We start from the raw sequence: 23195 nt of genomic DNA, 5'->3' as shown, positions 1-23195 counted from the left end.
CTGGATTGAGCCCAAGGCGGGTCGCTGGAAATGGGGGTAATCAAATACCTTTAATGAGGTATTTGTGGGAACAATACCCCATTTAGTGACTATGATTACCCCATTTATACAGCCTAAACTCGCATTCCATGCACTCGCTCACACCCGAGTACCTTGCCGCGCTTCGCTTCGATGGCACCCAGGCTGCCACGTTGCGCACACTGGGCGAGTACCAGGGCAAGCAACAGCTCTATGCCGCGCAGTCGCCTGAAGCCCTCAAAGGCCTACGCCAGGTCGCGGTAGTCGAATCCACTGAGTCGTCCAACCGGCTGGAAGGCGTTGTCGTCGCACCCTCGCGGTTGAAGTCTCTGGTCATCCGCAACGCAACGCCAAAGAGTCGTTCCGAACAGGAGATCGCCGGCTACCGTGATGCTCTGGCGCTGATCCACGAATCGGCCGCGCACATGCCCTTCAGCGAGGGCGTAGTGCTGCAACTCCACACCCTGCTGTACCGCTATATGCCGCAGGCGGGCGGGCGCTGGAAGGCCACCAATAACGACATCATCGAGCGTCACCCGGATGGCACGTCGCGTCTGCGTTTCCAGCCAGTCGCTGCGCATCTCACGCCGATGGCCATGGCTGATTTGACCGAGCGCTACGCCACCGCACTGGACCAGCACCTGGCCGACCCGCTGGTGCTGGCGCCGCTGGCGATGCTCGACTTCCTGTGCATCCACCCTTTTCCGGACGGCAACGGTCGCATGTCCCGCTTGTTGACCCTGCTGCTGCTCTACCACTTCGACTATGCCGTGGGCCGCTACATCAGCTTGGAACGCATCTTCGAGGACACCAAGGAAGGTTACTATGAGACGCTGGAAGCCAGTTCGCAGGGATGGCACCATGGGCAGCACGATGTTAAGCCCTGGCTCGATTACTTCTGGGGTGCCTTGCTGCGGGCCTACCGTGAGTTCGAGGAGCGTGTCGGCACCATCGAGCGCGGCCGTGGAAGTAAAGGCGACCGGGTGCGTGCGGAAGTCCTGGGGCGCACCCTGCCGTTCTCGATTTCCGAAATTGAAGAAGCTTGCCCGGGCGTGAGCCGGGACATGGTGCGGCTGGTGCTGCGGGCGATGAAGTCAGAGGGAGTGATCGAGTCCATGGGCAAGGGGCGAGGAGCGAAGTGGAAACAAGTCAAGGTAGAGGGGGGAGACTGATGCAACAGCCCCTTACGCAGTATCAAAGCCAGTACTACGCATGGCTTCTGACGCGCCGTGCGGCAGGCGATTCCGTGGAATCGCTGGCCTCAACACTGGTCGACTCGCAGGTTGATCTCAATCCACATCAGGTGGATGCCGCCCTCTTCGCCTGCCGCAATCCCCTTTCGCGCGGCGTACTCCTCGCCGACGAAGTGGGCCTCGGCAAGACCATTGAAGCGGGGTTGGTGATCTCACAGCGTTGGGCCGAGCGACGCCGCAAGATTCTCATCATCGTTCCGGCCAACCTGCGCAAGCAGTGGCACCAGGAGTTGCAAGACAAATTCGGCCTGCAAGGATTGATTCTCGAAGCCAAAAGCTATAACGCGATCCGCAAGCAGGATCGACAGAATCCATTCCTCTTCGCCTCCGGTCCGGTCATCTGTTCCTACCAGTTCGCCAAGTCCAAGGCTGACGATCTCAAGAGCATTGACTGGGACTTGGTCGTTCTCGACGAAGCGCATCGCCTGCGCAACGTCTACAAGACCAGCAACGTCATTGCCAAAACCCTCAAGGATGCGTTGTCGCACGTTCACTCCAAGGTGCTGCTGACCGCAACGCCGTTACAAAACTCATTGCTCGAACTCTATGGGCTGGTCAGCTTCATTGATGACCGCGTGTTTGGAGATCTCGACAGCTTTCGCTCGCAATTTACTGGCCGGGAGCAGGCTTTCAACGGCCTGCGTGACAGGCTGGCTCCCATCTGCAAGCGCACGCTGCGCAAACAGGTTCAGCCCTATGTGTCGTATACGGCGCGCAAGGCCATCATCCAGGAATTCACGCCCTCAAGCGAAGAGCAGGAACTGTCCCGACTCGTCGCTGATTACTTGCGCCGCCCCAACCTAAAGGCCATGCCTGAGGGACAGCGCCAGCTGATTTCACTGGTGCTCTGGAAGCTGCTCGCGTCCAGCTCGCACGCCATCGCAGGCGCGCTGGAGACGATGGCCAAACGGCTTCAGGGAGTGCTCGACGAGACGGCAGAAATTCCTGATCTGGCCGAAGAACTCGACGAAGACTACGAATCGCTGGACGAAACTGCGGATGAGTGGAACGAGCAAGGCTCCGCTACGGCGGCACCGAGCCGCTCAGAGCGAGATGCCATTGCACAGGAAATCGAAGAGCTTCGCCACTTCAAGGAGCTGGCAACCAACATCCGTGACAATGCCAAGGGTAAGGCGCTGCTGACCGCACTGGATCGTGCCTTTGCCGAACTGGATCGGTTGGGTGCAGCCCAAAAAGCCATTATCTTCACCGAATCCAAGCGCACACAGGAGTATCTGCTGAGCTTGCTGGCTGACACGCCATACGGCGACGGCATTGTGCTCTTCAACGGAACTAACAGCGACCAGCGTGCGCAGGCGATCTACAAGGATTGGCTCAAACGCCACGAAGGCACTGACCGCATCACCGGCTCCAAGACCGCCGACACCCGTGCAGCACTGGTCGAGCACTTCAAGGAGCGTGGCAAGGTCATGATTGCAACCGAAGCTGGCGCCGAAGGCATCAACCTTCAATTCTGCTCGCTTGTGATCAACTATGACTTGCCTTGGAATCCGCAGCGTATCGAGCAGCGCATCGGGCGCTGCCACCGCTACGGCCAGAAGCACGATGTGGTGGTGGTGAACTTCGTGGATCTCAGCAATGAGGCGGACAAACGCGTCTATGAATTGCTGGCGCAGAAGTTCCAGCTCTTCGAAGGCGTGTTTGGCGCCAGCGACGAAGTGTTGGGCGCCATCGGTTCGGGTGTCGACTTCGAGCGACGCATCGCGGATATCTACCAGAACTGCCGAGAACCAGAGGAAATCAAATCCAGTTTTGAGCAGCTCCGCCTTGACCTGTCGGGAGAGATCAGTGACGCCATGGTCAAGACGCGTCAGGCATTACTCGAAAACTTCGACGAGTCAGTGCAGGAAAAACTGCGGATACGTGCAGACGACAGCCGCAACGCGCGCAATCGCTTCGAGCGCATGCTGATGGACTTGACCCGCGCCGAATTGATCCAGTATGCCTCGTTCGATGACAGCGGTTTCGATCTCTGCCAAATACCGGCTGAAATCGAGCACAGCGGACTTACGACCATCGAGCGTGGGCGCTACGAACTGCCCCGCCGGTCCGGCGATGCGCACCTATACCGCATCAGCCATCCACTGGCTCGATGGGCAATCGAGCAGGCCAAGGCTCGGAAACTTGATGAAGCCCGTCTCATCTTCGACTACGACGCCTACGGTTCAAAGATCAGCACACTTGAAGCCTATCGCGGCAAGGCTGGATGGCTCACCGTGAGACTGATCACGGTCGAGACCCTTGGCAACCGGGAAGAACATCTGCTAGTCGCCGCGGCAACAACCGACGGCGTTTTGCTCACGGAAGATGACCCGGAAAAACTGCTGCGTCTGCCCGCAACCACGCAGGCAGTCAGTCTGTTCAACGCCCCTGACGCCACCCTTTTGGTCGATGTGGAAGCGCGCAAAAGCGCGCTCTTGCGCGAAGTCAACGAGCGCAACCTTGGTTACTTCGAGCAGGAAGTCCAGAAGCTGGATGCCTGGGCGGACGATCTGAAATTGGGTCTGGAGCAGGAGATCAAAGAGATCGACCGCGAGATCAAGGAGGTGCGCCGAACCGCCGCGACCTCGCCGACGCTGGACGAAAAGCTGTCATGGCAGAAGAAGCAGCGCGAACTGGAAGGCAAGCGCAGTAAGCTGCGTCGCGAGTTGTTTGCTCGACAAGATGAAGTTGAAGCACAGCGCAATGACCTCATCAGCCAGTTGGAATCGCAGCTTCAGCAGCAGGTTGAAGAGCGCATGATTTTCACTGTCGAATGGGAGCTTGAATAAGGATGGAAAAACATGCCAAAAACTCAGCTTAAAAAACTGTTCGTTGAAAAGTTCCGTGCACTTAGCAATGTGGAGATTGAATTCGGTGACCACATTACAGTCGTCTGCGGAAAAAATGGCACATCCAAATCATCCATTCTTGGCATTGCGGCGCAAATTTTTAGCTTTGAAAAAGACTACATTAAAGGCTCTGCACTTTCATTCCGACAAATCACTGGCGGCTTGTTCAAGTCCCAATACAGCGAGCATTTTCGAATATCAGATAAATTCGATCGTCCCGGCTCGATGACGGTTAACATAGAACTGCACGATGGATACACGGATAAGGACGCGACCGCAAGGCTAGAATTGATGAAGCGGGGCAAATTGCCCAGACCAGTAGTTCGCAACAACAGCACTGTTGAGAAGGGTGGAAATACAAGCCGCAACTTTACGCACCCCGTAATTTTTCTAAGCTTGAAACGACTATATCCGATTGCAGATCGGGACTACAAGGTTATTGATTTTGATTACTTAAAACAGCATGAGCAGGAATTTATTGGACTGACCAACGAATTATTAAATCGACAATCATCTGTGGCTACCGGCACGGAGGGAACTATCAGCTCCGCCGTCGCGCATGGTGAAAATTATGATCAGGACTCTGTTTCGGCGGGCGAGGATAATGCTGGACAGATCGTTCTTGCCTTAATGTCCTTTCGCAAGCTGAAAGAAGAATATGCAGACTACAAGGGTGGGCTGCTTTTGATTGATGAGGCTGATGCGGGGCTATTCCCGACAGCCCAGATCAATCTGATCAAAATTCTTGACCGCGAGTGCAATGAGCTGAATCTGCAAGTGATCATGACTTCTCACTCGCCCACTCTGATCGAGTACGCCTATGAAAAAAGCCAGCAATACAGAAGAAAATATAAAACCATTTATTTGAGTAATACATACGGCAATGTGCAGGTTGCTCAGAATTGGTCGTGGCCTCAGATCAGTGCTGACATTCATACCAGAACAGTTTCAACCTCCGCAGAAGTTCGTCTTCCAAGTGTTAATGTCTATTTTGAGGACAAGGAGGCTGCGGATTTCTTTGCCGCCTTGATGAACAGGCAGCCGATCAAGAAATTCACTCAACCTCTGACTGAAATATCCTTGGGCTGTTCAAATTATTTACAGCTTATTCAGAAGGGGGTGTCCGAGTTTTCAGAAAAAAGCGTGGTTTGTTTGGACTCGGATACTTCTGACAAAGTTAACGGCAAGGGCTACAAAACGGTTGTTTTACTTCCTGGGAGCCTTCCCCCTGATCAGTTGATTTTCGAACACTTGTACAATCTTCCAGCAGATGACGATTTTTGGAAGAACGACTTGGGATACGCACGGCCGAATTTTACTAATTCGGCAGCAGAAATCATTCGTGAGTTCGCCGTCAATGGAGCAACCGTTGATGTGAAGGAACGGCTCAATACCTACCGAGGAACTGGAAAGCCGAGAGAAATATTCAAACGGTTCTACAAAGATCCAAATTTTCAGCAGCTGTTTACCACAGTCTCCAAGCCTTTCAATCCGTGGATGCATTGGATCAAAAACAATCCAGCTGCAAGCAATCAGTTCTTAGAACAGATCAAGGCAGCGTTACATCATGCCATGAAAGTCGGATATTCTGTTGATGCCGCCAAGCTGACTGCCTTGGGCATCAAGTTAAAAAAGGTAATATAGCCATGTACTCCAACAAGCTATACAGCCCCTTGCGTTATCCGGGTGGCAAAGCACCTTTTGCACCCTTCATCGCCAAGGTGATGGAAGTTAATGGCATTACGGGTGGGCACTATCTGGAGCCCTATGCTGGAGGAGCTGGTGTTGCATTGGCATTGCTTCTCGATGGTCATGCCAGCCACATTCATATCAACGATGCTGATCCGGCAGTCTATGCCTTTTGGATTTCCGTTACCAAGCACTCACGTACTCTGTTGAATCTGCTTGACTCCACGCCAATCACCATTGATGAGTGGTTCAAGTGGCGGTCTGTTCTGCGCGGTGAAGTTCAGGCTAGTATGGTCGAGAAGGGGTTTGCCACGCTGTTTATGAATCGCACCAATCGCTCAGGGATTCTCAAAGCTGGGGTTATTGGCGGCCAGAAGCAGGATGGTGAATACAAGTTGGATGCTCGATTCAAAAAAGAAGTTGTGGCGGCTCGCGTTCAGGAAATTGCTAGGCATGCGAGCAAAATTTCCGTCTACTGTGAAGACTCTCTTAGTTTGTTGAGTAGGTGTTCAGAGTTTTTGCCGAAAAAATCTTTGATTTATCTTGACCCGCCCTATTACGTCAAAGGCAAAGGATTATATCGTAACTATTACGAGCATGATGATCATGTTGCCATTGCCAAAACACTTCAGAAAAAGAGTTTTAAATGGCCTTGGGTTGTCTCCTATGACAACACGGAAGAAATTTGCGCCATGTACCAGTTAAGCCAATCGCTTGCCTATGGGCTGAATTACACGGCACAACGTCGATATGTCGGTAATGAAGTGATGTTTTTCAGCAAAACCACTCAAATTCCCGACGAAGCGATTCCACAAACAAAAGCCGTTGGCTGACAGGCCTTGCGTAGGAATGATTGATGAGTAACAAGCAAAAACTCGAACTCACCTGGATCGGGAAGGACAAGCGGCCCAAGCTGGAACCGCGCATCCTGCTCGAAGACCCGGGAAAGTCGTACCACGCCAAACAGCGTGTGACAGAAAACGATATTTTCGACAACCGACTGATCTTCGGCGACAACCTTCTGGCGCTCAAGGCACTGGAGCAAGAGTTCAGCGGCAAGGTCAAATGCGTATTCATCGACCCACCGTACAACACCGGCAGCGCATTCACGCATTACGACGATGGCTTAGAGCATTCTATTTGGCTGGGTTTGATGCGAGATCGGCTGGAAATTATTCGGCGCTTGCTTTCGGATGATGGTTCGTTGTGGATCACGATTGATGACAACGAGGCGCATTATTTGAAGGTGCTGTGTGATGAGGTGTTTGGGCGAGCAAATTTTGTTTCTACTGTCATTTGGCAGAAAAAGTACGCACCAAAGTCTGATTCAAAGTATTTCTCAAACTCTCATGACTTTGTGCTTGTTGTCGCCAAAGACTTGACCAGATTCAATCTTGGGCGCTTGCCAAAAACTGAAAAGCAAACCAGTCGATACACAAATAGGGACAACGACCCACGCGGCCCTTGGAAGGCGGACAATGTGCTGCGTAACGAAGCACGCGACTACGCAATTTTTCCTGTCACATTGCCTTCTGGTCGGGAGGTCTATCCACCGTCCGGTACAAGCTGGCGCTACACGAAGGAGAAGTTTGCTGAGTTGATAGCAGACAGCCGCATTTGGTTCGGTGTGAATGGTGATGCACGCCCCGCATACAAGCGATTCCTGTCAGAGGTTACTGACACGATTCCAAGCACCACCATCTGGCCCTACGATGAAGTCGGTCACAACGACGAGTCGAAGAAAGAAATGCGGGCGTTGTTTGGTGAAAACCTCTTTGACACGCCGAAGCCGGAGCGACTCCTTGAGCGTGTCCTGATGTTGGCTACCAACCCTGGCGACCTCATCCTCGACTCCTTCGCCGGTTCCGGCACCACCGGTGCGGTCGCACACAAAATGGGCCGCCGCTGGATCATGGTGGAGCTGGGTGAGCACTGCCACACTCACATCATCCCGCGCCTGAAGAAGGTCATTGACGGTGAAGACAAAGGCGGCGTAACCGAAAGCACGGGCTGGAAAGGCGGCGGCGGCTTCCGCTATTACCGTCTAGCTCCCAGCCTGATTGTCAATGACCGCTGGGGCAACCCCATCATCAACCCAGAATACAACGCAGCGCAACTGGCCGAAGCCCTGTGCAAGCTGGAAGGTTTCACCTATGCACCTTCGGAAACGCATTGGTGGCAGCATGGCCACTCCAGCGAGCAGGACTTTATCTACGTCACCACGCAGAACCTGTCCGCCGACCAGTTGCAGGCACTCTCCGACGAAGTGGGTTCCGAACAGAGCCTGCTGGTGTGCTGCTCCGCGTTTCGGGGTGTGACGGCCGCCAAGGCGGCGGAACGCTGGCCAAACCTGACGCTGAAGAAGATTCCAAAGATGGTGTTGGCCCGCTGCGAATGGGGCCATGACGATTACAGCCTAAACGTGGCGAACCTGCCGTTGGCCAAACCTGATCCAGTGGATTCTGCTGCGTCCGCCGAGGCCGTCAATAAGAAGTCCAGGAACAGAAAAGTGGCTGCCACGAATTCGAATCAGGGCGGTCTATTTGGGGAGGACGAATAATGAGCAACCGCGTCCTGCACGCCGTCACTGGTCGTTTGTCTCTTCGCCCGCCACAGGCAGAATCGCTTTCCAGGCTGGCGCGCATGATCGAAGCAGCCCCCGATCTGCTGAGCCATGAGCGAGATGTCACATCCATCCTTTCCACATTAAGGGCCGAGTTCCCTACGCTGGAGGATTTCGAGCGCGAGTTCCCCTCGCTGTGCTTTGCGCTGGCAACAGGTGTGGGCAAGACTCGGCTGATGGGCGCCTTCATCGCCTATTTGCATCTCGCGCACGGCATCAACAACTTCTTCGTGCTCGCGCCCAACCTGACCATCTACAACAAGCTGATCACGGACTTCACGCGCAATACACCCAAGTACGTGTTCAAGGGAATTGCCGAATTCGCGCAGCAACCGCCGCTGATCATCACCGGTGACAACTACGACCAGACCGGTGCGGCGGTGGATGATCAACCACAGGGCTTCGCCCAAGATGTCCGTATCAACATCTTCAATATTTCCAAGATTAATTCCGAGGTGCGCGGCGGCAAGGAGCCACGTATCAAGCGCATGCGTGAGGTGCTGGGCGACAGCTACTTCAATCATCTGGCAAATCTGCCCGACCTGGTGTTGTTGATGGATGAATCACACCGCTATCGCGCCAGCGCAGGTGTGCGTGCCATCAATGAACTGAAACCGCTATTCGGTCTGGAAGTGACGGCGACGCCCTTCGTGGAATCCAGCAAGGGGCCGGTGCCTTTCAAGAATGTGGTCATGGACTACCCGCTGGCGCGGGCAATGGAGGACGGCTTCGTCAAAGAGCCTGCCGTGGTCACCCAACGAAACTTCGACGCCAAAGCCCACACGCCCGAAGAAATCGAGAAGACCAAGCTGGAAGACGGCGTGCGCCTGCACGAGACGACCAAGGTTGAGCTACTCACCTATGCCCGCGAGAACGGCGTCAAGCTGGTCAAGCCTTTCATGCTGGTTATCGCCCGAGATACCACGCATGCGGCACAGCTCAAAGAATTGATTGAGTCGGAGCGGTTCTACGAAGGACGCTACGCCGACAAGGTCATCCAGGTTGACTCCAGCAAGAGTGGCGCGGAAGAGGAAGAGATGATCCGACGACTGCTGGCGGTGGAAAGCCCGGATGAGCCAACCGAGATCGTCATCCACGTCAACATGCTCAAGGAAGGCTGGGACGTGACCAATCTCTACACCATCGTGCCGCTGCGCGCCGCCAATGCCCGCACGCTGATCGAACAGTCCATCGGACGTGGCCTGCGACTGCCCTACGGCAAACGCACGGGTGTCGCGGCGGTGGATCGCTTGAACATCGTCGCACACGACAAGTTCCAAGAGATCATCGACGAAGCCAATCGTGGCGATTCGCCAATTCGTCTGAAGCATGTCATCCTTGAAGCACCGAATGCTGACGACAGAAAGGTCAGCGTGCAGGTCGAATCCGGGGCAGTGTCGCGCCTCGGCTTGACGGACACACCGATCTTGGTCACAGGGCCTTCTGGCACCGACAGCGGACCGAAAGTGCCAGCCCCTGAACCGGTGTTTACGACGGAGGCGGAGAAGCAGGCCGCGCGCGTGGTCATGGACGTCATTGGCAAGTACGAGGTCAAACGCGATCTGGTGCCCACCAGCAGCGCGTTGCTGAAACCCGAAGTGCAGAAAGAGATTCTTGCGGAGGTGACGGAGCGGTTGAAACCTCTGCAAGGCGAGTTGTTGGCGGGTGTGGATGATTCAGCCCCCGCACTTGACTTGTCCGCCGTGGTGGCCAAGACCACGGAAATCGTGGTCCAGCAGACGATCGATATCCCGCGTATTGCCGTGGTGCCCACTGGCGAGGTCACGACAGGGTTCCATCCATTCCAGCTTGATGTGAGCCAGCTTCATCTTCAGCCGGGTGAGCGCGAGATCGTTGGGCAGATGCTGCGCACCAACGAGCAGTTCACGCTGGCTACCGAGGTCGGGCTCAGAGAGCAGCGTCTGGAAGACTACATCGTCCACGCGCTAGTCGACTTCGACGACATCGACTATTTCACCCACGCCGATTTGCTCTACGACCTCGCAGGTCAAATGGTGCAGCACCTGCGCAGTTATCTGTCCGAAGAAGAGGCCGTCAACGTCCTCGATCGTGACCGGCGCCTGATCGCGCGCGAAATCCATGCGCAGATGATGGCCCACTTCTGGGAGGAAGCAACGGAGTACGAGGTGCAGGTCAGCCGTGGCTTTACGGAGCTCAAGCCGTGCAACTACACCGCCACCGCAGGGCAGGCTCCGCACCATTTCCGTAAAACGGTGGAGGACGTGGGCCGCATCAAGTCGATGCTATTCGGCGGCTTCACAAAGTGCTTATATCCGCTGCAGAAGTTCGATTCGGACACCGAGCGCCGCTTCGCTGTCATCCTGGAGCGCGACGCGTTGAAGTGGTTCAAGCCTGCGAAGGGTCAGTTCCAGATTTACTACAAGCTTGGCACCGAGCAGCCGGAGTATGTGCCGGATTTCGTGGCTGAAACCGACTCGACGATCTTGATGGTGGAAACCAAAGCACGCGGCGATATCAACACGCAAGAGGTGCAGGCTAAGGCTGCTGCTGCCTTGCAGTGGTGCCAGCACGCGTCGGACTTCACGGCGAGCGTCGGCGGCAAACCGTGGCGGTATCTGCTCGTACCTCACGATGAAGTCAATGAGTCGCGGCGGTTGGCCGACTTTTTGATGTTTGTGAAGGCTTGAGGCACTACCGTATCTGGCGACTTGCTCACCTTAAATAGCGCAATAAGGAATAACCATGGCCAAGGCTGAAGCCAGCGTTGAAGAACTGGTCTCGATGATCGAGCGCGGTGAGCTGCGCTTGCCGGAAATGCAGCGGCAGTATGTCTGGCGCTCCACGCGCGTGCGCGACTTGCTCGACTCTCTGTATCGGGGCTATCCCTCAGGGGCGATTCTGCTGTGGGAAACCGATGAGGCCGTGCCCCTGCAAAGCTTTGCCGTCAGCCAAAGCAATAACCCTTATCAGAGCACCCGCCTGTTGCTCGATGGACAACAGCGTCTGACCTCGTTATCTGCCGTCATTCGTGGCGAGCCGGTGTCAGTGCGCGGTCGCCGTCGGCCCATCGATTTGCTGTTCAATCTGGAGCATCCCGACCAACTGGCCGTCGTGACCGAAGTGGATGAGAACGGCGATGACGCTGAGGTCGATGAGGAAGGCGAGCTGGGCGGCGACGAGGCCGACGCCAGCGAAGACGAACTGCTGACGCGCTTCAACAAAATGACCTTCGTGGTGGCGACCCGAAAGCTGGAGCAGTTGCCGCAGTGGGTGAAGGTATCCGAAGTCTTCAAGACCGACAGCGATGCGCCTTTCCTCAAACGTGCGGGCATCAGTGGCTTTGATGATCCGCGTTACGAGAAATACAGTCAGCGCCTGGCCCGGCTACGCGGCATTCGCAAGTACGTGTATCGCATGGACGTGCTGGAGCGAACACTGTCCTACGACGAGGTCACGGAAATCTTCGTGCGGGTCAACTCGCTGGGCGCCAAGCTGCGCAGCTCCGATCTGGCTCTGGCGCAGATCACGGCCAAATGGCGGCACTCGCTGCAGACCTTCCTGGACTTCCAGAGTGCTTGCGCCCAGAACGGTTTCGAGCTTGATCTGGGTTTGCACCTGAAGAATTTGATGGCCTTTGCTACCGGGCAATCCCGTTTTCTGACCGTCGGCAGCCTGACCCTGGACGTACTGCAGCAAGCCTGGAAAGAAGCCTGCGAGGGGATGGAATTTGCCCTCAATTTCGCACGCAGCAATCTGGGTATCGACAGCCCTGCCTTGCTGTCATCGCCCTTCTTACTGGTGGTACTTGCCTACATTGGGCATCGCCGTGACTATGCCCTCAGCACGGAAGAAGCGCAGCAGTTGCGCTACTGGGCCTTGGCCGCCAATGCCAAAGGCCGTTTCTCCCGGGGTTCCAGTGAGACCATTCTGGATCAGGATTTAGCGATCATCCGCAATGGCGGCGGCGTCAATGAACTGATCGACCGGCTGCGTCTGCAGTTCGGCCGTCTTGACATCACGCCGGAAGAGCTGGAGGGGCGCAACCAGCGCAGTGCGCTGTTCAAGACCATGTTCCTGGCGTTTCGTGCGGCAGGCGCCAAGGATTGGCGCAGCCACCTGGCCATTGCCCTGGACCACTCGGGCAGTCAGCACCGCTTGCAGTTTCATCACATTTTCCCCAAGGCATTGCTGCGAGGCAGTTATACCCCCCGTGAGGCTGACGACATCGCCAACCTGGCTTTCATCGGCGGCAAAACCAATCGTGCGATCAGCGACAAAGCGCCTGTGACCTACCTGTTGCCGCTGGTGGCACAGCACGGTGCGGCACCATTCGCGGCACAGTGCATCCCGGTGGAGGAGGAACTGTTGGTACTGGATCACTACAAGGCGTTCTTGCAGGAGCGCCGTAAACGCATCGCGGCGGCACTGAATGCTTTCATCCATGCGGCCGCTTGAGCTGTCAGCGCCACCTTGTTGCCACACGGTGACCCACATGTCGCCACAATGCTGCCGCCATGTTCAACACAATGTTGCCACGCTGTTCACCACATTGACGCCACTTTGTGCACACAGTGTTGCCACCATGCCTGACACATTCCGGCCGGGACGCAGCCCGAGAGTCGCTTGTCCCCAGCACGATGAGCAGATTCTTTGTGCTGGCTCTCGAGAGCACAAAGAATGTGGCCGCTGGGCTCGATTTCGCCAGAAATCGGGCGCGGCGGCGTGGGGACAACGAATGGTCGATGCGTCCAGCCTGCACCTTATGAAACCCCGCTGCGGCCATGCGCCGGGTTGCCGCCCTGTGCGGCTGGCGGGTGAGAACATGCCGCCGTACTTGGAGCGCCACTTGTAGAACGTAGCCGTGCTGATGCCCAGCTCCCGGCAAAGCTCGGGTACTGCCAGGCCCGCCTCCACGCGCTTGAGCGACTCAATGATCTGGCTGTCCGTGAACCGCGACTTCTTCATATCGTAGAACTCCTCAGTGAGAAAATTCTACTTCTGACTCCACCGCTTCTGTGGGGGGATTACCGAGCCTTCAGTACTGCTGGAGGCGCCGGCGGCTGGACAGGAGCCTGCACCGTAACATCGTAGCGTTACGATGGTCACTGCCTAGTCGCTCGCGGCAGCTATCGCAGCCATCTGCTTTCAAGAATAAGTAAAGTACACTACAATGGTTCTTAAGCAATTTTTTTCGCGATAAGGGTCATAAAAGTGACTTTTCATCTCTCGACTCCCGCTGAGATCCTGCACGCGCTGGGTGTTCGTCTGCGCGAGCAGCGGCTTGCCCAATCGCTCACGCAGCGTGAACTGGCGCAAATGGCCGGACTGTCGCTGGGGGCGTTGCGCAAACTCGAAAGCGACGGCCAGTGCTCGCTGGAAACGCTGGTCCGCGTTGCGCAGGCACTTGGCTTGCTGGAGGCGCTGGACGATCTCTTCGTGCTCAAACGGCAATCCATCGCCCAGATGGAGCAGGTGGACCTTGTCAGCCGCCGCCAGCGTGCGCCGCGTAAGAGAACATCATGAAGCTGCTTACCGTGCATTATTGCGGCTGGGGAGAAGACTGGCCGTTGGGACGCTTAGCCGATGACGGTCAATCCCTGCTCTTCGAATATTCTCCCGTAGCCCTGTCTCAGGGCTTGGAACTGTCGCCCTTGCACCTCAAGCTGCGTGCGGATGCCTACGGTGGTTTTCCGACCCATTTGCATCGCCTTCCGGGCCTGATCGCCGACAGTCTGCCTGACGGCTGGGGTTTGCTGCTGATGGATCGCTTGTTCCGTCAACACGGCTTGCGCCATCCCGGGCCGCTGGACCGGCTGGCCTTCATTGGTGAGCGCGCCATGGGCGCGTTGCGCTTCGTTCCGGCAAGCGACGCCGCTGCCCAGGAGCCCGACTGGTCCTTGCTGGCGCTGGCCGAGCAAAGCCGTCTCGCGCTCGCGGGCGAGGCGGGGGCAGCCCTGCGCGAGCTCGCGCTCACCGGCGGCTCACCGCAAGGGGCCAGGCCCAAGGCCTTGGTGCAGTACGACGCAACGACCGGGCAAGTCAGCACCCGTCCGGATGCGCCCGGCAGTCCCTGGCTGGTCAAGTTCCCGGCGCAGAACGAACACAAGGAAGTCTGCGTCATCGAGCAGCTCTATGCCGAGTTGGCTCGGGATTGCGGACTGGATGTACCCGAAAGCCGCTGGTTCGACCTTGGCCCTGAACTGGCCGCCTTCGGCGTCGCGCGCTTCGACCGAGAGGGTGGGCAACGCGTCCCGGTGCACAGTCTGGCTGGATTGTTGCAGGTGGATTTTCGCCTGCCCGGTGCCACCGACTACACCGCCTTCCTGCGAGCTACCCGTTTCCTGACGCGCGACGAGCGCGAAGTGGAGAAAGCCTACGCGCGAGCCGTCTTCAATGTGCTCTTCCACAACCGTGACGACCACCCCAAGAATTTCGCCTGGCGTCTCGGGCCCGACCGGCGCTGGCGTCTGGCTCCGGCATTCGACCTGACCTTCAGCGAAGGCCCGATGGGCCAGCATCACCTGGACGTTTGCGGCGAAGGTGCTGCCATCGAACGTCGGCATTTATTGCGTCTGGCGGAGGAAGGTGGCATCCCAAGGAAACGGGCGGAAGAGGTCATCGACCGGATGTTGCCGCAGGCAAGCTCATTGGGTGAGCGATTTGAGCGTGTTCCGATCAGGCAGATGTTGGCGCAGCAGATAAAATCCACCATTGATACCTGTCGCAGGCGCCTGGAAAGTTGAATCCGAGCCGGCGCAACGGCGCCAGATCAGGGGTGAACGTACTCAATGCTGAGTTTTTTGAGTACAAACATGAGTATATTTTTTAATGGAGCAGCATGGTGAATTGTTCATTCAATGACTTGCAGTCACAATCGCTGTTTAACGTCTGATTCCGTCTTGAAGCAGCATGAGGAACCCGCGCCTGGCGCGGGTTGCTTGTTTGTGGCGCTGGTTGGCATGCATGTTCAGCGGGACGTGTATAGAAAACGTGATCTCCATACGGAGGACAGCGTATGGAAGCCCGGCAAAGGGGGGAAATCGGAGTCAGCGCTCCTGTCGATGGAGCGCATCCCGCAATGCCGCCTCCACCCCCTCCCAGCGAAACACATTCCCAGCCTCCACCGCACGCCGCGCCATCAACCGCTGCCCACCCAGCAGCAGCACGGCCATCTCGCCCAAAGCCAGCTGTAGCACCCAGCCCGGCATTCCCAGCACCGCTGGCCGGCGCAGCGTCCGCGCCAGCGCCTGCGTAAACTCCGCATTGCGCACCATCCCTGGCGCACAGGCATTGAACACGCCCCGACATTCCCGGTGCTGCAACACGAAATCGATCAGCCCGACCTCATCGTCCAGATGGATCCACGGCATCCACTGCTGGCCGTGACCCAGTTGGCCACCCAAGCCCAGCTGGAACGGCAGCCGCATGCGCGCCAGCATGCCGCCCGTGGGCGAGAGCACCGGTGCCGTACGGATCAGGGCCACGCGCATGCCCAACGTCTGGGCGCGCAAGGCCTCTTGCTCCCAGGCCGCACACAGCTGGCTGCCAAAATCCGTGCCGCAGGAGGCGCTGTCTTCATCGAGCAGGCGCTCGCCGCCATCGCCATACCAGCCGGTCGCCGAGCCGGATATCAGCACTTCGGGTCGCACGGGCTGGCGCTGCAGCCAGTCCACCAGCGTACGCGTCAGATCGACCCGGCTGCGCCACAGCAGCTGGCGTCGCGCGGCGGACCAGCGCCGATCGGCAATTGGGGCACCGGCCAGGTTCACCACCGCATCCAGTGGCTCGTCGTCCAGTTCCTGCAACTGTGCGATGCCGCGTGCGCTGCTGCACAGCGCCGCCACCTGCTCCGGCCGGCGGCTCCAGACCAGCAGCGTATGGCCCTGTGCGGACCAGAGGCGGCACAAGGCCTGACCGATCAGGCCGGTACCGCCGGTGAGCAGGATGCGCATGGGAATCCTCCAGGAGTTTGGAATGCTCTATGCACTATAGCCCGAAGGGATTAATCAGATGCGAGGGTTGGGGGGTGATGACTATCTGTCTATACAAGTCAAAATACAACTATAGATTTAATATAATTGAAGGGGGAAATGTGTGACGAACGTCAGCCAAGCCCTTGTCAGTTCATTGACGAAACCGATTTTTCATAATACTATGTGTGATACAAGCAAAGGCTTGCCATGCGCAGCCCGATAAGGATCCTGAAAAGTGCCTGGCTTCATCGCTTTGCGCGCAAGGAGGACATCACGGATCAAGTGCTGGTGCATGCCGTCATGCGCGCAGAGCAAGGTCTGGTAGATGCGGTGTTGGGCGGTAATGTGATCAAGCAGCGTGTAGCCCGGCAAGGGCAGGGCGCATCAGGCGGCTATCGCACCATCATCCTGTACCGGACGGCAACACGGGCGATTTTCATGTATGGCTTTGCAAAAAGTGATCGTGACAACCTGGATGTGCATGAAACCACCCAGTACAAGAAGGCGGCCGTTCATATGCTTGGCTTGTCAGACCAGCAGCTGGACAGCCTGATCCGCATCGGCAAGTTCACGGAGATCAACCGCCATGACTAAACGATACCGCAGTGATGCACTCGCCGCCCTGCACGAATCCCTCGAAGCCCTGCATGACATCGGCGCAATCGACAAGCGTACCCTGCGCGAGTTCGATGAAGCCTGCCTGTCGCCGGTGCTGCCCATGGCACCCGAGGATATCCGCGCCCTGCGTGAGCGCGAGCAATTGTCGCAACCCGTGTTTGCACGCTATCTCAACGTCAGCCGCAACCTGATTTCGGATTGGGAACGCGGCGTCAAGAAGCCGGGCGGGCCGGCCTTGCGCCTGCTCACCATCGTGCAGAAAAACGGGATCCAGGCCATCGCCTGAGTTCCCGCAGGTCTGAACCTCACTCCGCCGGCGGCTTCTCCTTGATCATCACCAGCAGCATCTTGAAGCCACCCAGCGGCTTCACCGCGTGCGGGATGTTCGCCGGCATCAGCAGCGAATCGCCTTCGCCCACGATATGCGGCACGCCGGCCACCGGAATCTCGGCGCGGCCTTCCACGCCAATCACCAGCGCGTCATAGGGCGCGGTGTGCTCGCTCAGGCCTTCCTCGCCGTCAAAGGCAAACAGGGTCACGCTGCCGGATGCGTTTTTTACCAGCATGCGGCTGACCACCGCGCGATCCTGGTAGGACAGTAGTTGCTTGAGGTTGAGGACTTCGGTGATTTTGCTATCGCTCATGGGTAAACCTCCTTGTCGTGATGATTCCACTATAGGTGAACCGATCCCGCCATGGGCCGATACCCGCAGCTGCCATGGCGGTACTCTGGCGGCACGGCTGGCGACAAGCAAGCATAATCAGGGCCATATCCGCAACAGCAAGGAACACTCGCATGAGCACAGACACCGCCTACGACTACGATCTGATCACCCTGGGTGCCGGCTCCGGCGGCGTGGCCGCCTCGCGCCGTGCCGCTGCGCTGGGTGCCAGGGTGCTGATCGCCGAAAACAGCCGCGTTGGCGGCACCTGCGTGATCCGCGGCTGCGTGCCCAAGAAGCTGATGATGTACGCCGCCAGCTTTGCCGACAGCTTTGACTATGCGCGCGGCTACGGCTGGTCCTTCTCCGATCCGGTGTTCGACATGGCCAATTGGGCCGATACCAAGGCCGCCGAACTGGACCGGCTGGAAAGCATCTACCTAGGCATGCTGGAGCGTGCCGGCGTGACGCTGGTACGTGGCCACGCGCGCATCGTTGGCCCGCACACGGTCGAGATCGACGGCCAGCGCCATACCGCGCGCCATATCCTGATCGCCACCGGCGGCCACCCCAATACCGATACGATTCCGGGGCTGGAGCAGGCCATGACCTCCAACGAGATCCTGGACCTGCGCGAGGTGCCCGAGACCCTGCTGGTGGTCGGCGCCGGCTTTATCGCGGTCGAATTTGCCAGCATCATGACGCGCCTGGGCAGCCAGGTGCATCTGGTCTACCGTGGCGACCTGCCGTTGCGCGGCTTTGACGAGGACTTGCGCCAGCGCGTGGCACAGGCGCTGCAGGCCAAGGGCGTGCAGCTGCACAGTGGCCATGCACCGCAAAAGCTCGAGCGTGACGGCGATGCTTTCGTGCTGCACCTGGAAGGCGGTGAACAGCTGCGTGGGGCGGCGGTGCTCAACGCCACCGGCCGCAGCCCCAACACCCAGGGCATCGGTCTGGAAAGTGTCGGCATCAGCGTGAACAAGAAGGGCGCGATTCCGGTCGATGCCGACAGCCGCACCAGCGTGGAGCATATCTGGGCCGTGGGCGATGTCACCGATCGCGTCAACCTGACCCCGGTCGCCATTGCCGAAGGCCGCGCCATGGTCGAATCGGTGTTTGGCAACACGCCGCGCCGTGTCGACCACAGCATTGTCGCCAGCGCCGTGTTCACCGATCCGCCCATGGCCACGGTTGGTCTGACCGAAGCGCAGGCGGCAGAAAAAGGCCCGATCCGCGTGTTCGAGAGCGATTTCCGCCCGATGAAGGACGCCTTTGTCGATGGCAGCAGCCGCAGCTACATGAAGCTGGTCGTCGATGCCGACACCGACAAGGTGCTGGGCGCGCACATGGTCGGTGCCGATGCACCGGAAATCATCCAGAGCCTGGCCGTGGCGGTGACCTGCGGCGCGAGCAAGGCCGATTTTGACCGCACCATTGCCGTACACCCGACGGCAGCGGAAGAATTCGTGCTGATGCGCGAACCCAGCCGCTGAACAGGGCAAGCGTAGCCAGGGCTACGCTTGACATACAATCAGGCACAATATTCCCGAAATATTGGCAGTCCGCTGCGCGTCACACGGCAGTGTCCTCTGCGTCAGCGGAACTGCCCAACAATATCCAGAGGCATCATGCAAGTCTTCAAAGCACCCCAGGCCCAGGTCCTCAGCGCCCTGCAATCCGTAGCCGGCATTGTCGAGCGTCGCCATACCCTGCCGATCCTGGCCAACGTGCTGCTGCGCAAGCAGGATGACATGCTCCAGCTCATCACCAGCGACCTGGAAATCCAGATCCGCACCGTGGCCGAGCTGGGTGGCGATGCCGGCGAGTTCAGCACCACGGTCGGGGCACGCAAGCTGATCGACATCCTGCGCACCATGCCGGCGGACCAGATCGTCACGCTGGAAGCCAGCCAGAACAAGCTGATCCTCAAAGGCGGCAAGAGCAAGTTCACGCTGCAGTCGCTGCCGGCCGAGGACTTCCCGCTGGTGCAGGAGGCGGCCAACTTCGGCCCGCAGTTCAGCGTGCCGCAAAAGGTGCTCAAGCAGCTGCTGTCGCAGGTCTCGTTTGCCATGGCGGTGCACGATATCCGCTACTACCTCAACGGCATCCTGTTCGTCGCCGAAGGTAACAAGCTGAGCCTGGTCGCCACTGATGGCCACCGCCTGGCCTACGCCAGCGCCACGCTCGAGAACGAAGTGCCCAAGCAGGAAGTGATCCTGCCGCGCAAGACCGTGCTGGAACTGCAGCGCCTGCTGTCCGATGCCGACGGTGCCATCGAGATGCAGTTTGCCGGTAACCAGGCCAAGTTCAGCTTTGGCGGCATGGAATTCGTCAGCAAGCTGGTCGAGGGCAAGTTCCCCGATTACAACCGCGTCATACCGCGCGACCATGGCAACCTGGTCACGCTGGGCCGCGCGCCGCTGCTGGCCGCGCTGCAGCGTACCGCCATCCTGACCAGCGAGAAGTTCAAGGGCGTGCGCCTCAACTTTGACAACGCTACGCTGCGCATTGCCTGCAACAACGCCGAGCAGGAAGAGGCGGTGGACGAACTCGACATCGACTACGCCGGCAACCCGATCGAGATCGGCTTCAACGTCACCTACCTGATGGACGTGCTTGGCAACATGGGCCAGGACATGGTGCAGATCGCGCTGCAGGACAACAACAGCTCGGCGCTGGTCACGATTCCCGATGACGACCAGTTCAAGTACGTGGTCATGCCGATGCGCATCTGAGCGATCGCGCTTTCACATAGGGGGCAGCCTGCGGGCTGCCCTTGTTTTTGCTGCCATCGGAAGCGTACGTGCAGCAAAAACATGCATGTGTCACGTTCAGGGCGTACAATGCTTCAGGGTTTACCCGTACGGTTGCGCGTACCGTAAACCGGGATTGTCTGCCCGGCGACAATCTGGTGGCTGAAACAACCCGCCAGTGCCTGCGCAGATTCCGCACCATGCCGCCTGCACCCTGGCATCAGGAGACAAGTGCAGCGGCATGTTTTTCATCCTGATTGAAAGACACGCCAGTATGACGACTTCCTCCCGAGTAATGCACCAGGCCTTCCGCGACAAGATCATGTCCGCCGAAGAGGCCGCCCGTTTCATCAAGCATGGCGACAACGTCGGCATGAGCGGCTTTACCGGCTCTGGCCAGCCCAAGGTCGTGCCCTATGCACTGGCTGCCCAGATCGAGGCGGCGCAGGCGCGCGGCGAGCCTTTCCGCATCGGCGTCTGGACCGGTGCCTCTACCGCTCCCGAGCTGGACGGTGCACTGGCCAAGGCCAACGGCATCGAGATGCGTCTGCCCTACCAGTCCGACCCGATCTGCCGCCAGAAGATCAACGAAGGCACCATGCAGTACGCCGACATCCACCTGTCGCACGTGGCGCAGTATGTCTGGTTCGGCTTCTATGGCGGCCTGAACGTGGCGCTGGTCGAAGTCGCTGCGGTGCTGGAAGACGGCTCGCTGGTGCCGTCTACCTCCATCGGCAACAACAAGACCTGGCTGGACCAGGCCGACAAGATCATCCTGGAGGTGAACAGCCGCCAGAGCATGGCGCTGCGCGGCATGCACGACATCTACTACGGCACCCAGCTGCCGCCGCACCGCCTGCCGATTCCGATGACGCACAGCGACAACCGCATCGGTGATCCCTACCTGCGCGTGGACCCGAACAAGGTCGTGGCCGTGGTCGAGACCGACGCGCCTGACCGCAACACCGCCTTCTCCGCGCCGGATGCGCAGTCCGAGATGATCGCCGGCCACCTGGTCGAGTTCTTCAAGAGCGAAGTCAAGAAGGGCCGCCTGCCGGCCAGCCTGCTGCCGCTGCAATCCGGCGTCGGCAACATCGCCAACGCGGTGCTGGATGGCCTGAACAAGAGCTCCTTCGAAGACATGACGGCCTATACCGAAGTGCTGCAGGACGGCATGCTGGACATGATTGCCTCCGGCAAGCTGCGCCACGCGTCTGCCACCGCCATCAGCCTGAGCGAAAACGGCCTGAAGTACTTTGAAGAGAACATCGACATGCTGCGCAGCAAGATCCTGCTGCGCCCGCAGGAAATCTCCAACCACCCGGAAGTGATCCGCCGCCTGGGCATCCTGGCGATGAACGGCATGATCGAGGCTGACATCTACGGCAACGTCAACTCCACCCACATCATGGGCACGCGCATCATGAACGGTATCGGTGGTTCCGGCGACTTCGCCCGCAACGCCTATATCTCCGTGTTCATGACGCCGTCCACCGCCAAGAACGGCCAGATCTCCTGCATCGTGCCGATGGTCAGCCACGTGGACCACACCGAGCACGACGTGCAGGTGCTGGTGACCGAACAGGGTCTGGCCGACCTGCGCGGCCTGGCGCCCAAGGCGCGTGCCGAGCTGGTGATCAAGAACTGTGCGCACCCTGACTACCGTGACCAGCTGATGGACTACTACCAGCGTTCGCTGCGCGAGTCGCCTGGCAAGCACACGCCGCACATCCTGACCGAAGCCCTGTCCTGGCACGAGCGCTTCGAGAAGACCGGCTCCATGAAGCCGTGATTCCGGTCACAGGCTAGCCCGTGAAGGCGAATGTCCGCGTGGGCATTCGCCTTTTTGCTGATGCAGCATCGAGCGATAGCGTTTATCATTCGATCTTTCTGTCAAGAATTTTTACGAAACACGTCATGAATCGTCGCCTTTTTTCCGTCCGTACCCTGATGACCTCCGTTGCTGCCGCCGCCCTGCTGTGGGGCTGCAGCAAGTCTGCGCCGGATGCACCGGCTGCTGCCGGCAGCGCTGCCTCTGCCGCCGCTGGCCTGCCGGCCAAGATCGTGGTGGGCCTGGATGACAACTTCCCGCCCATGGGTTTCCGTGACGAGAAGGGCGAGCTGGTCGGCTACGACCTGGATCTGGCGCGTGAGGCCGGCAAGCGCATGGGCGTGGAAATGGAATTCAAGCCGATCGACTGGAGCGCCAAGGAAGCCGAGCTCAATGGCAAGCGCGTGGACCTGCTGTGGAACGGCATGACCATCACCGAAGAGCGCAAGAAGAACGTCAACTTCACCAAGCCCTACATGCAGAACCAGCAGATCGTGATCGTGACCGAAAAGTCGCCGATCCAGGCCAAGGCCGAGCTGGCTGGCAAGGTGGTGGGCGTCCAGGACGGCAGCACGGCCGTGGAAGCGGTGCAGAAGGATCCGCTTGCCAAGGACATCAAGGAGCTGAAGAAGTTCGGTGACAACGTTGCCGCGCTGATGGACCTGACCACCGGCCGTCTGGACGCCGTGGTGGTGGACGAAGTGGTCGGCCGCTACTACACCAGCAAGAAGCCGGGCGAGTACCGCGTGCTGGCAGACAACTTCGGCAGCGAAGACTACGGCGTGGCAGTGCGCAAGGACGATGCCGAGCTGCTGACCAAGCTGGACCAGACGCTGGACGCCATGGTTGCCGACGGTTCCGCCAAGACCATCTACGACAAGTGGTTCGCCGAAGCCAAGCAGTAAGCTGCTGGCGATTCCTGCCGGCCACATGCGCTACCT

Annotated in this window: 17 protein-coding genes and 1 pseudogene; 15 read left to right on the top strand and 3 right to left on the bottom strand. The window is 58.4% G+C overall.

Annotation, left to right across the window (positions count from 1 at the left end):
• Positions 1-128: 128 nt before the first annotated feature.
• From ACI3EV_RS11090 to ACI3EV_RS11060, 7 genes are read left to right on the top strand one after another with little or no spacing between them, the layout of a single operon-like run.
• Entirely contained in the window at positions 129-1190 is a 1062-nt protein-coding gene (locus tag ACI3EV_RS11090; RefSeq protein ID WP_337691831.1) for a Fic family protein, read from the top strand.
• Positions 1190-4063 (top strand): SNF2-related protein, encoded by a 2874-nt coding sequence (locus ACI3EV_RS11085; protein ID WP_337691832.1) that lies wholly within the window; start codon positions 1190-1192, stop codon positions 4061-4063. The genes ACI3EV_RS11090 and ACI3EV_RS11085 overlap by 1 nt, the downstream gene beginning before the upstream one ends.
• Positions 4064-4075: 12 nt before the next feature.
• A complete protein-coding gene (locus tag ACI3EV_RS11080; RefSeq protein WP_337691833.1) occupies positions 4076-5767 on the top strand; it encodes an AAA family ATPase in 1692 nt (563 codons plus the stop codon).
• Between the two features lie 2 nt (positions 5768-5769).
• Positions 5770-6645, top strand: a complete 876-nt coding sequence (locus ACI3EV_RS11075; RefSeq protein ID WP_337691834.1) for a DNA adenine methylase — start codon at positions 5770-5772, stop codon at positions 6643-6645.
• 23 nt (positions 6646-6668) lie between these two features.
• Positions 6669-8372: a site-specific DNA-methyltransferase gene (locus tag ACI3EV_RS11070; protein WP_337691835.1), complete on the top strand. Its 1704-nt coding sequence runs from the start codon at positions 6669-6671 to the stop codon at positions 8370-8372.
• Positions 8372-11104, top strand: a complete 2733-nt coding sequence (locus ACI3EV_RS11065) for a DEAD/DEAH box helicase family protein (RefSeq protein ID WP_337691836.1) — start codon at positions 8372-8374, stop codon at positions 11102-11104. The genes ACI3EV_RS11070 and ACI3EV_RS11065 overlap by 1 nt, the downstream gene beginning before the upstream one ends.
• A 55-nt stretch (positions 11105-11159) precedes the next feature.
• Positions 11160-12872 carry a DUF262 domain-containing protein gene (locus ACI3EV_RS11060; protein WP_337691837.1) on the top strand — a complete coding sequence of 571 codons (1713 nt, stop codon included), beginning with the start codon at positions 11160-11162 and terminating at the stop codon, positions 12870-12872.
• A 366-nt stretch (positions 12873-13238) separates the two neighbouring features.
• Here ACI3EV_RS11060 and ACI3EV_RS11055 read toward each other — a convergent pair.
• A pseudogene (locus ACI3EV_RS11055) lies at positions 13239-13382 on the bottom strand (transposase); the annotation flags it as partial.
• Between the two features lie 246 nt (positions 13383-13628).
• Here ACI3EV_RS11055 and ACI3EV_RS11050 point away from each other — a divergent pair.
• Positions 13629-13940, top strand: a complete 312-nt coding sequence (locus tag ACI3EV_RS11050) for a helix-turn-helix domain-containing protein (RefSeq protein WP_017936956.1) — start codon at positions 13629-13631, stop codon at positions 13938-13940.
• Positions 13937-15160 (top strand): type II toxin-antitoxin system HipA family toxin, encoded by a 1224-nt coding sequence (locus ACI3EV_RS11045; RefSeq protein ID WP_337691839.1) that lies wholly within the window; start codon positions 13937-13939, stop codon positions 15158-15160. Before ACI3EV_RS11050 ends, ACI3EV_RS11045 begins: the two co-directional genes overlap by 4 nt.
• Positions 15161-15463: 303 nt before the next feature.
• Here ACI3EV_RS11045 and ACI3EV_RS11040 read toward each other — a convergent pair whose 3' ends face one another.
• On the bottom strand, positions 15464-16369 hold the full coding sequence (locus ACI3EV_RS11040) for a TIGR01777 family oxidoreductase (protein ID WP_337691840.1): 906 nt from the start codon (positions 16367-16369) through the stop codon (positions 15464-15466).
• A gap of 228 nt (positions 16370-16597) precedes the next feature.
• Between ACI3EV_RS11040 and ACI3EV_RS11035 the strand changes: the two genes are divergently transcribed.
• Positions 16598-16984, top strand: coding sequence for a type II toxin-antitoxin system RelE/ParE family toxin (locus ACI3EV_RS11035; RefSeq protein ID WP_337691841.1), 387 nt, complete (start codon positions 16598-16600; stop codon positions 16982-16984).
• Positions 16977-17294, top strand: coding sequence for a DNA-binding transcriptional regulator (locus tag ACI3EV_RS11030; RefSeq protein ID WP_329769609.1), 318 nt, complete (start codon positions 16977-16979; stop codon positions 17292-17294). The genes ACI3EV_RS11035 and ACI3EV_RS11030 overlap by 8 nt, the downstream gene beginning before the upstream one ends.
• A gap of 19 nt (positions 17295-17313) precedes the next feature.
• On the opposite strand, the gene ACI3EV_RS11025 is transcribed toward ACI3EV_RS11030, so the two are convergent.
• Complete coding sequence (locus ACI3EV_RS11025; protein WP_329769607.1) at positions 17314-17652, bottom strand: cupin domain-containing protein; 339 nt, start codon at positions 17650-17652, stop codon at positions 17314-17316.
• A 152-nt stretch (positions 17653-17804) separates the two neighbouring features.
• On the opposite strand from ACI3EV_RS11025, the gene gorA reads away from it, so the two are divergent.
• The 4 genes from gorA (at position 17805) to ACI3EV_RS11005 (ending at position 23159) form a co-directional block, all read left to right on the top strand.
• On the top strand, positions 17805-19163 hold the full coding sequence (gene gorA, locus ACI3EV_RS11020) for a glutathione-disulfide reductase (RefSeq protein WP_337691842.1): 1359 nt from the start codon (positions 17805-17807) through the stop codon (positions 19161-19163).
• Between the two features lie 135 nt (positions 19164-19298).
• A complete protein-coding gene (dnaN, locus tag ACI3EV_RS11015) occupies positions 19299-20405 on the top strand; it encodes a DNA polymerase III subunit beta (RefSeq protein WP_329769604.1) in 1107 nt (368 codons plus the stop codon).
• Between the two features lie 292 nt (positions 20406-20697).
• Complete coding sequence (locus ACI3EV_RS11010) at positions 20698-22215, top strand: acetyl-CoA hydrolase/transferase family protein (RefSeq protein WP_337691843.1); 1518 nt, start codon at positions 20698-20700, stop codon at positions 22213-22215.
• Between the two features lie 125 nt (positions 22216-22340).
• Positions 22341-23159: an amino acid ABC transporter substrate-binding protein gene (locus ACI3EV_RS11005; RefSeq protein ID WP_405197995.1), complete on the top strand. Its 819-nt coding sequence runs from the start codon at positions 22341-22343 to the stop codon at positions 23157-23159.
• Positions 23160-23195 lie beyond the last annotated feature (36 nt).

This window comes from Allobrachymonas wangyanguii (assembly GCF_045055315.1).
GTDB classification, from domain to species: domain Bacteria; phylum Pseudomonadota; class Gammaproteobacteria; order Burkholderiales; family Burkholderiaceae_C; genus Brachymonas; species Brachymonas wangyanguii.
This window is presented reverse-complemented; position numbering and strand designations above follow the sequence as displayed.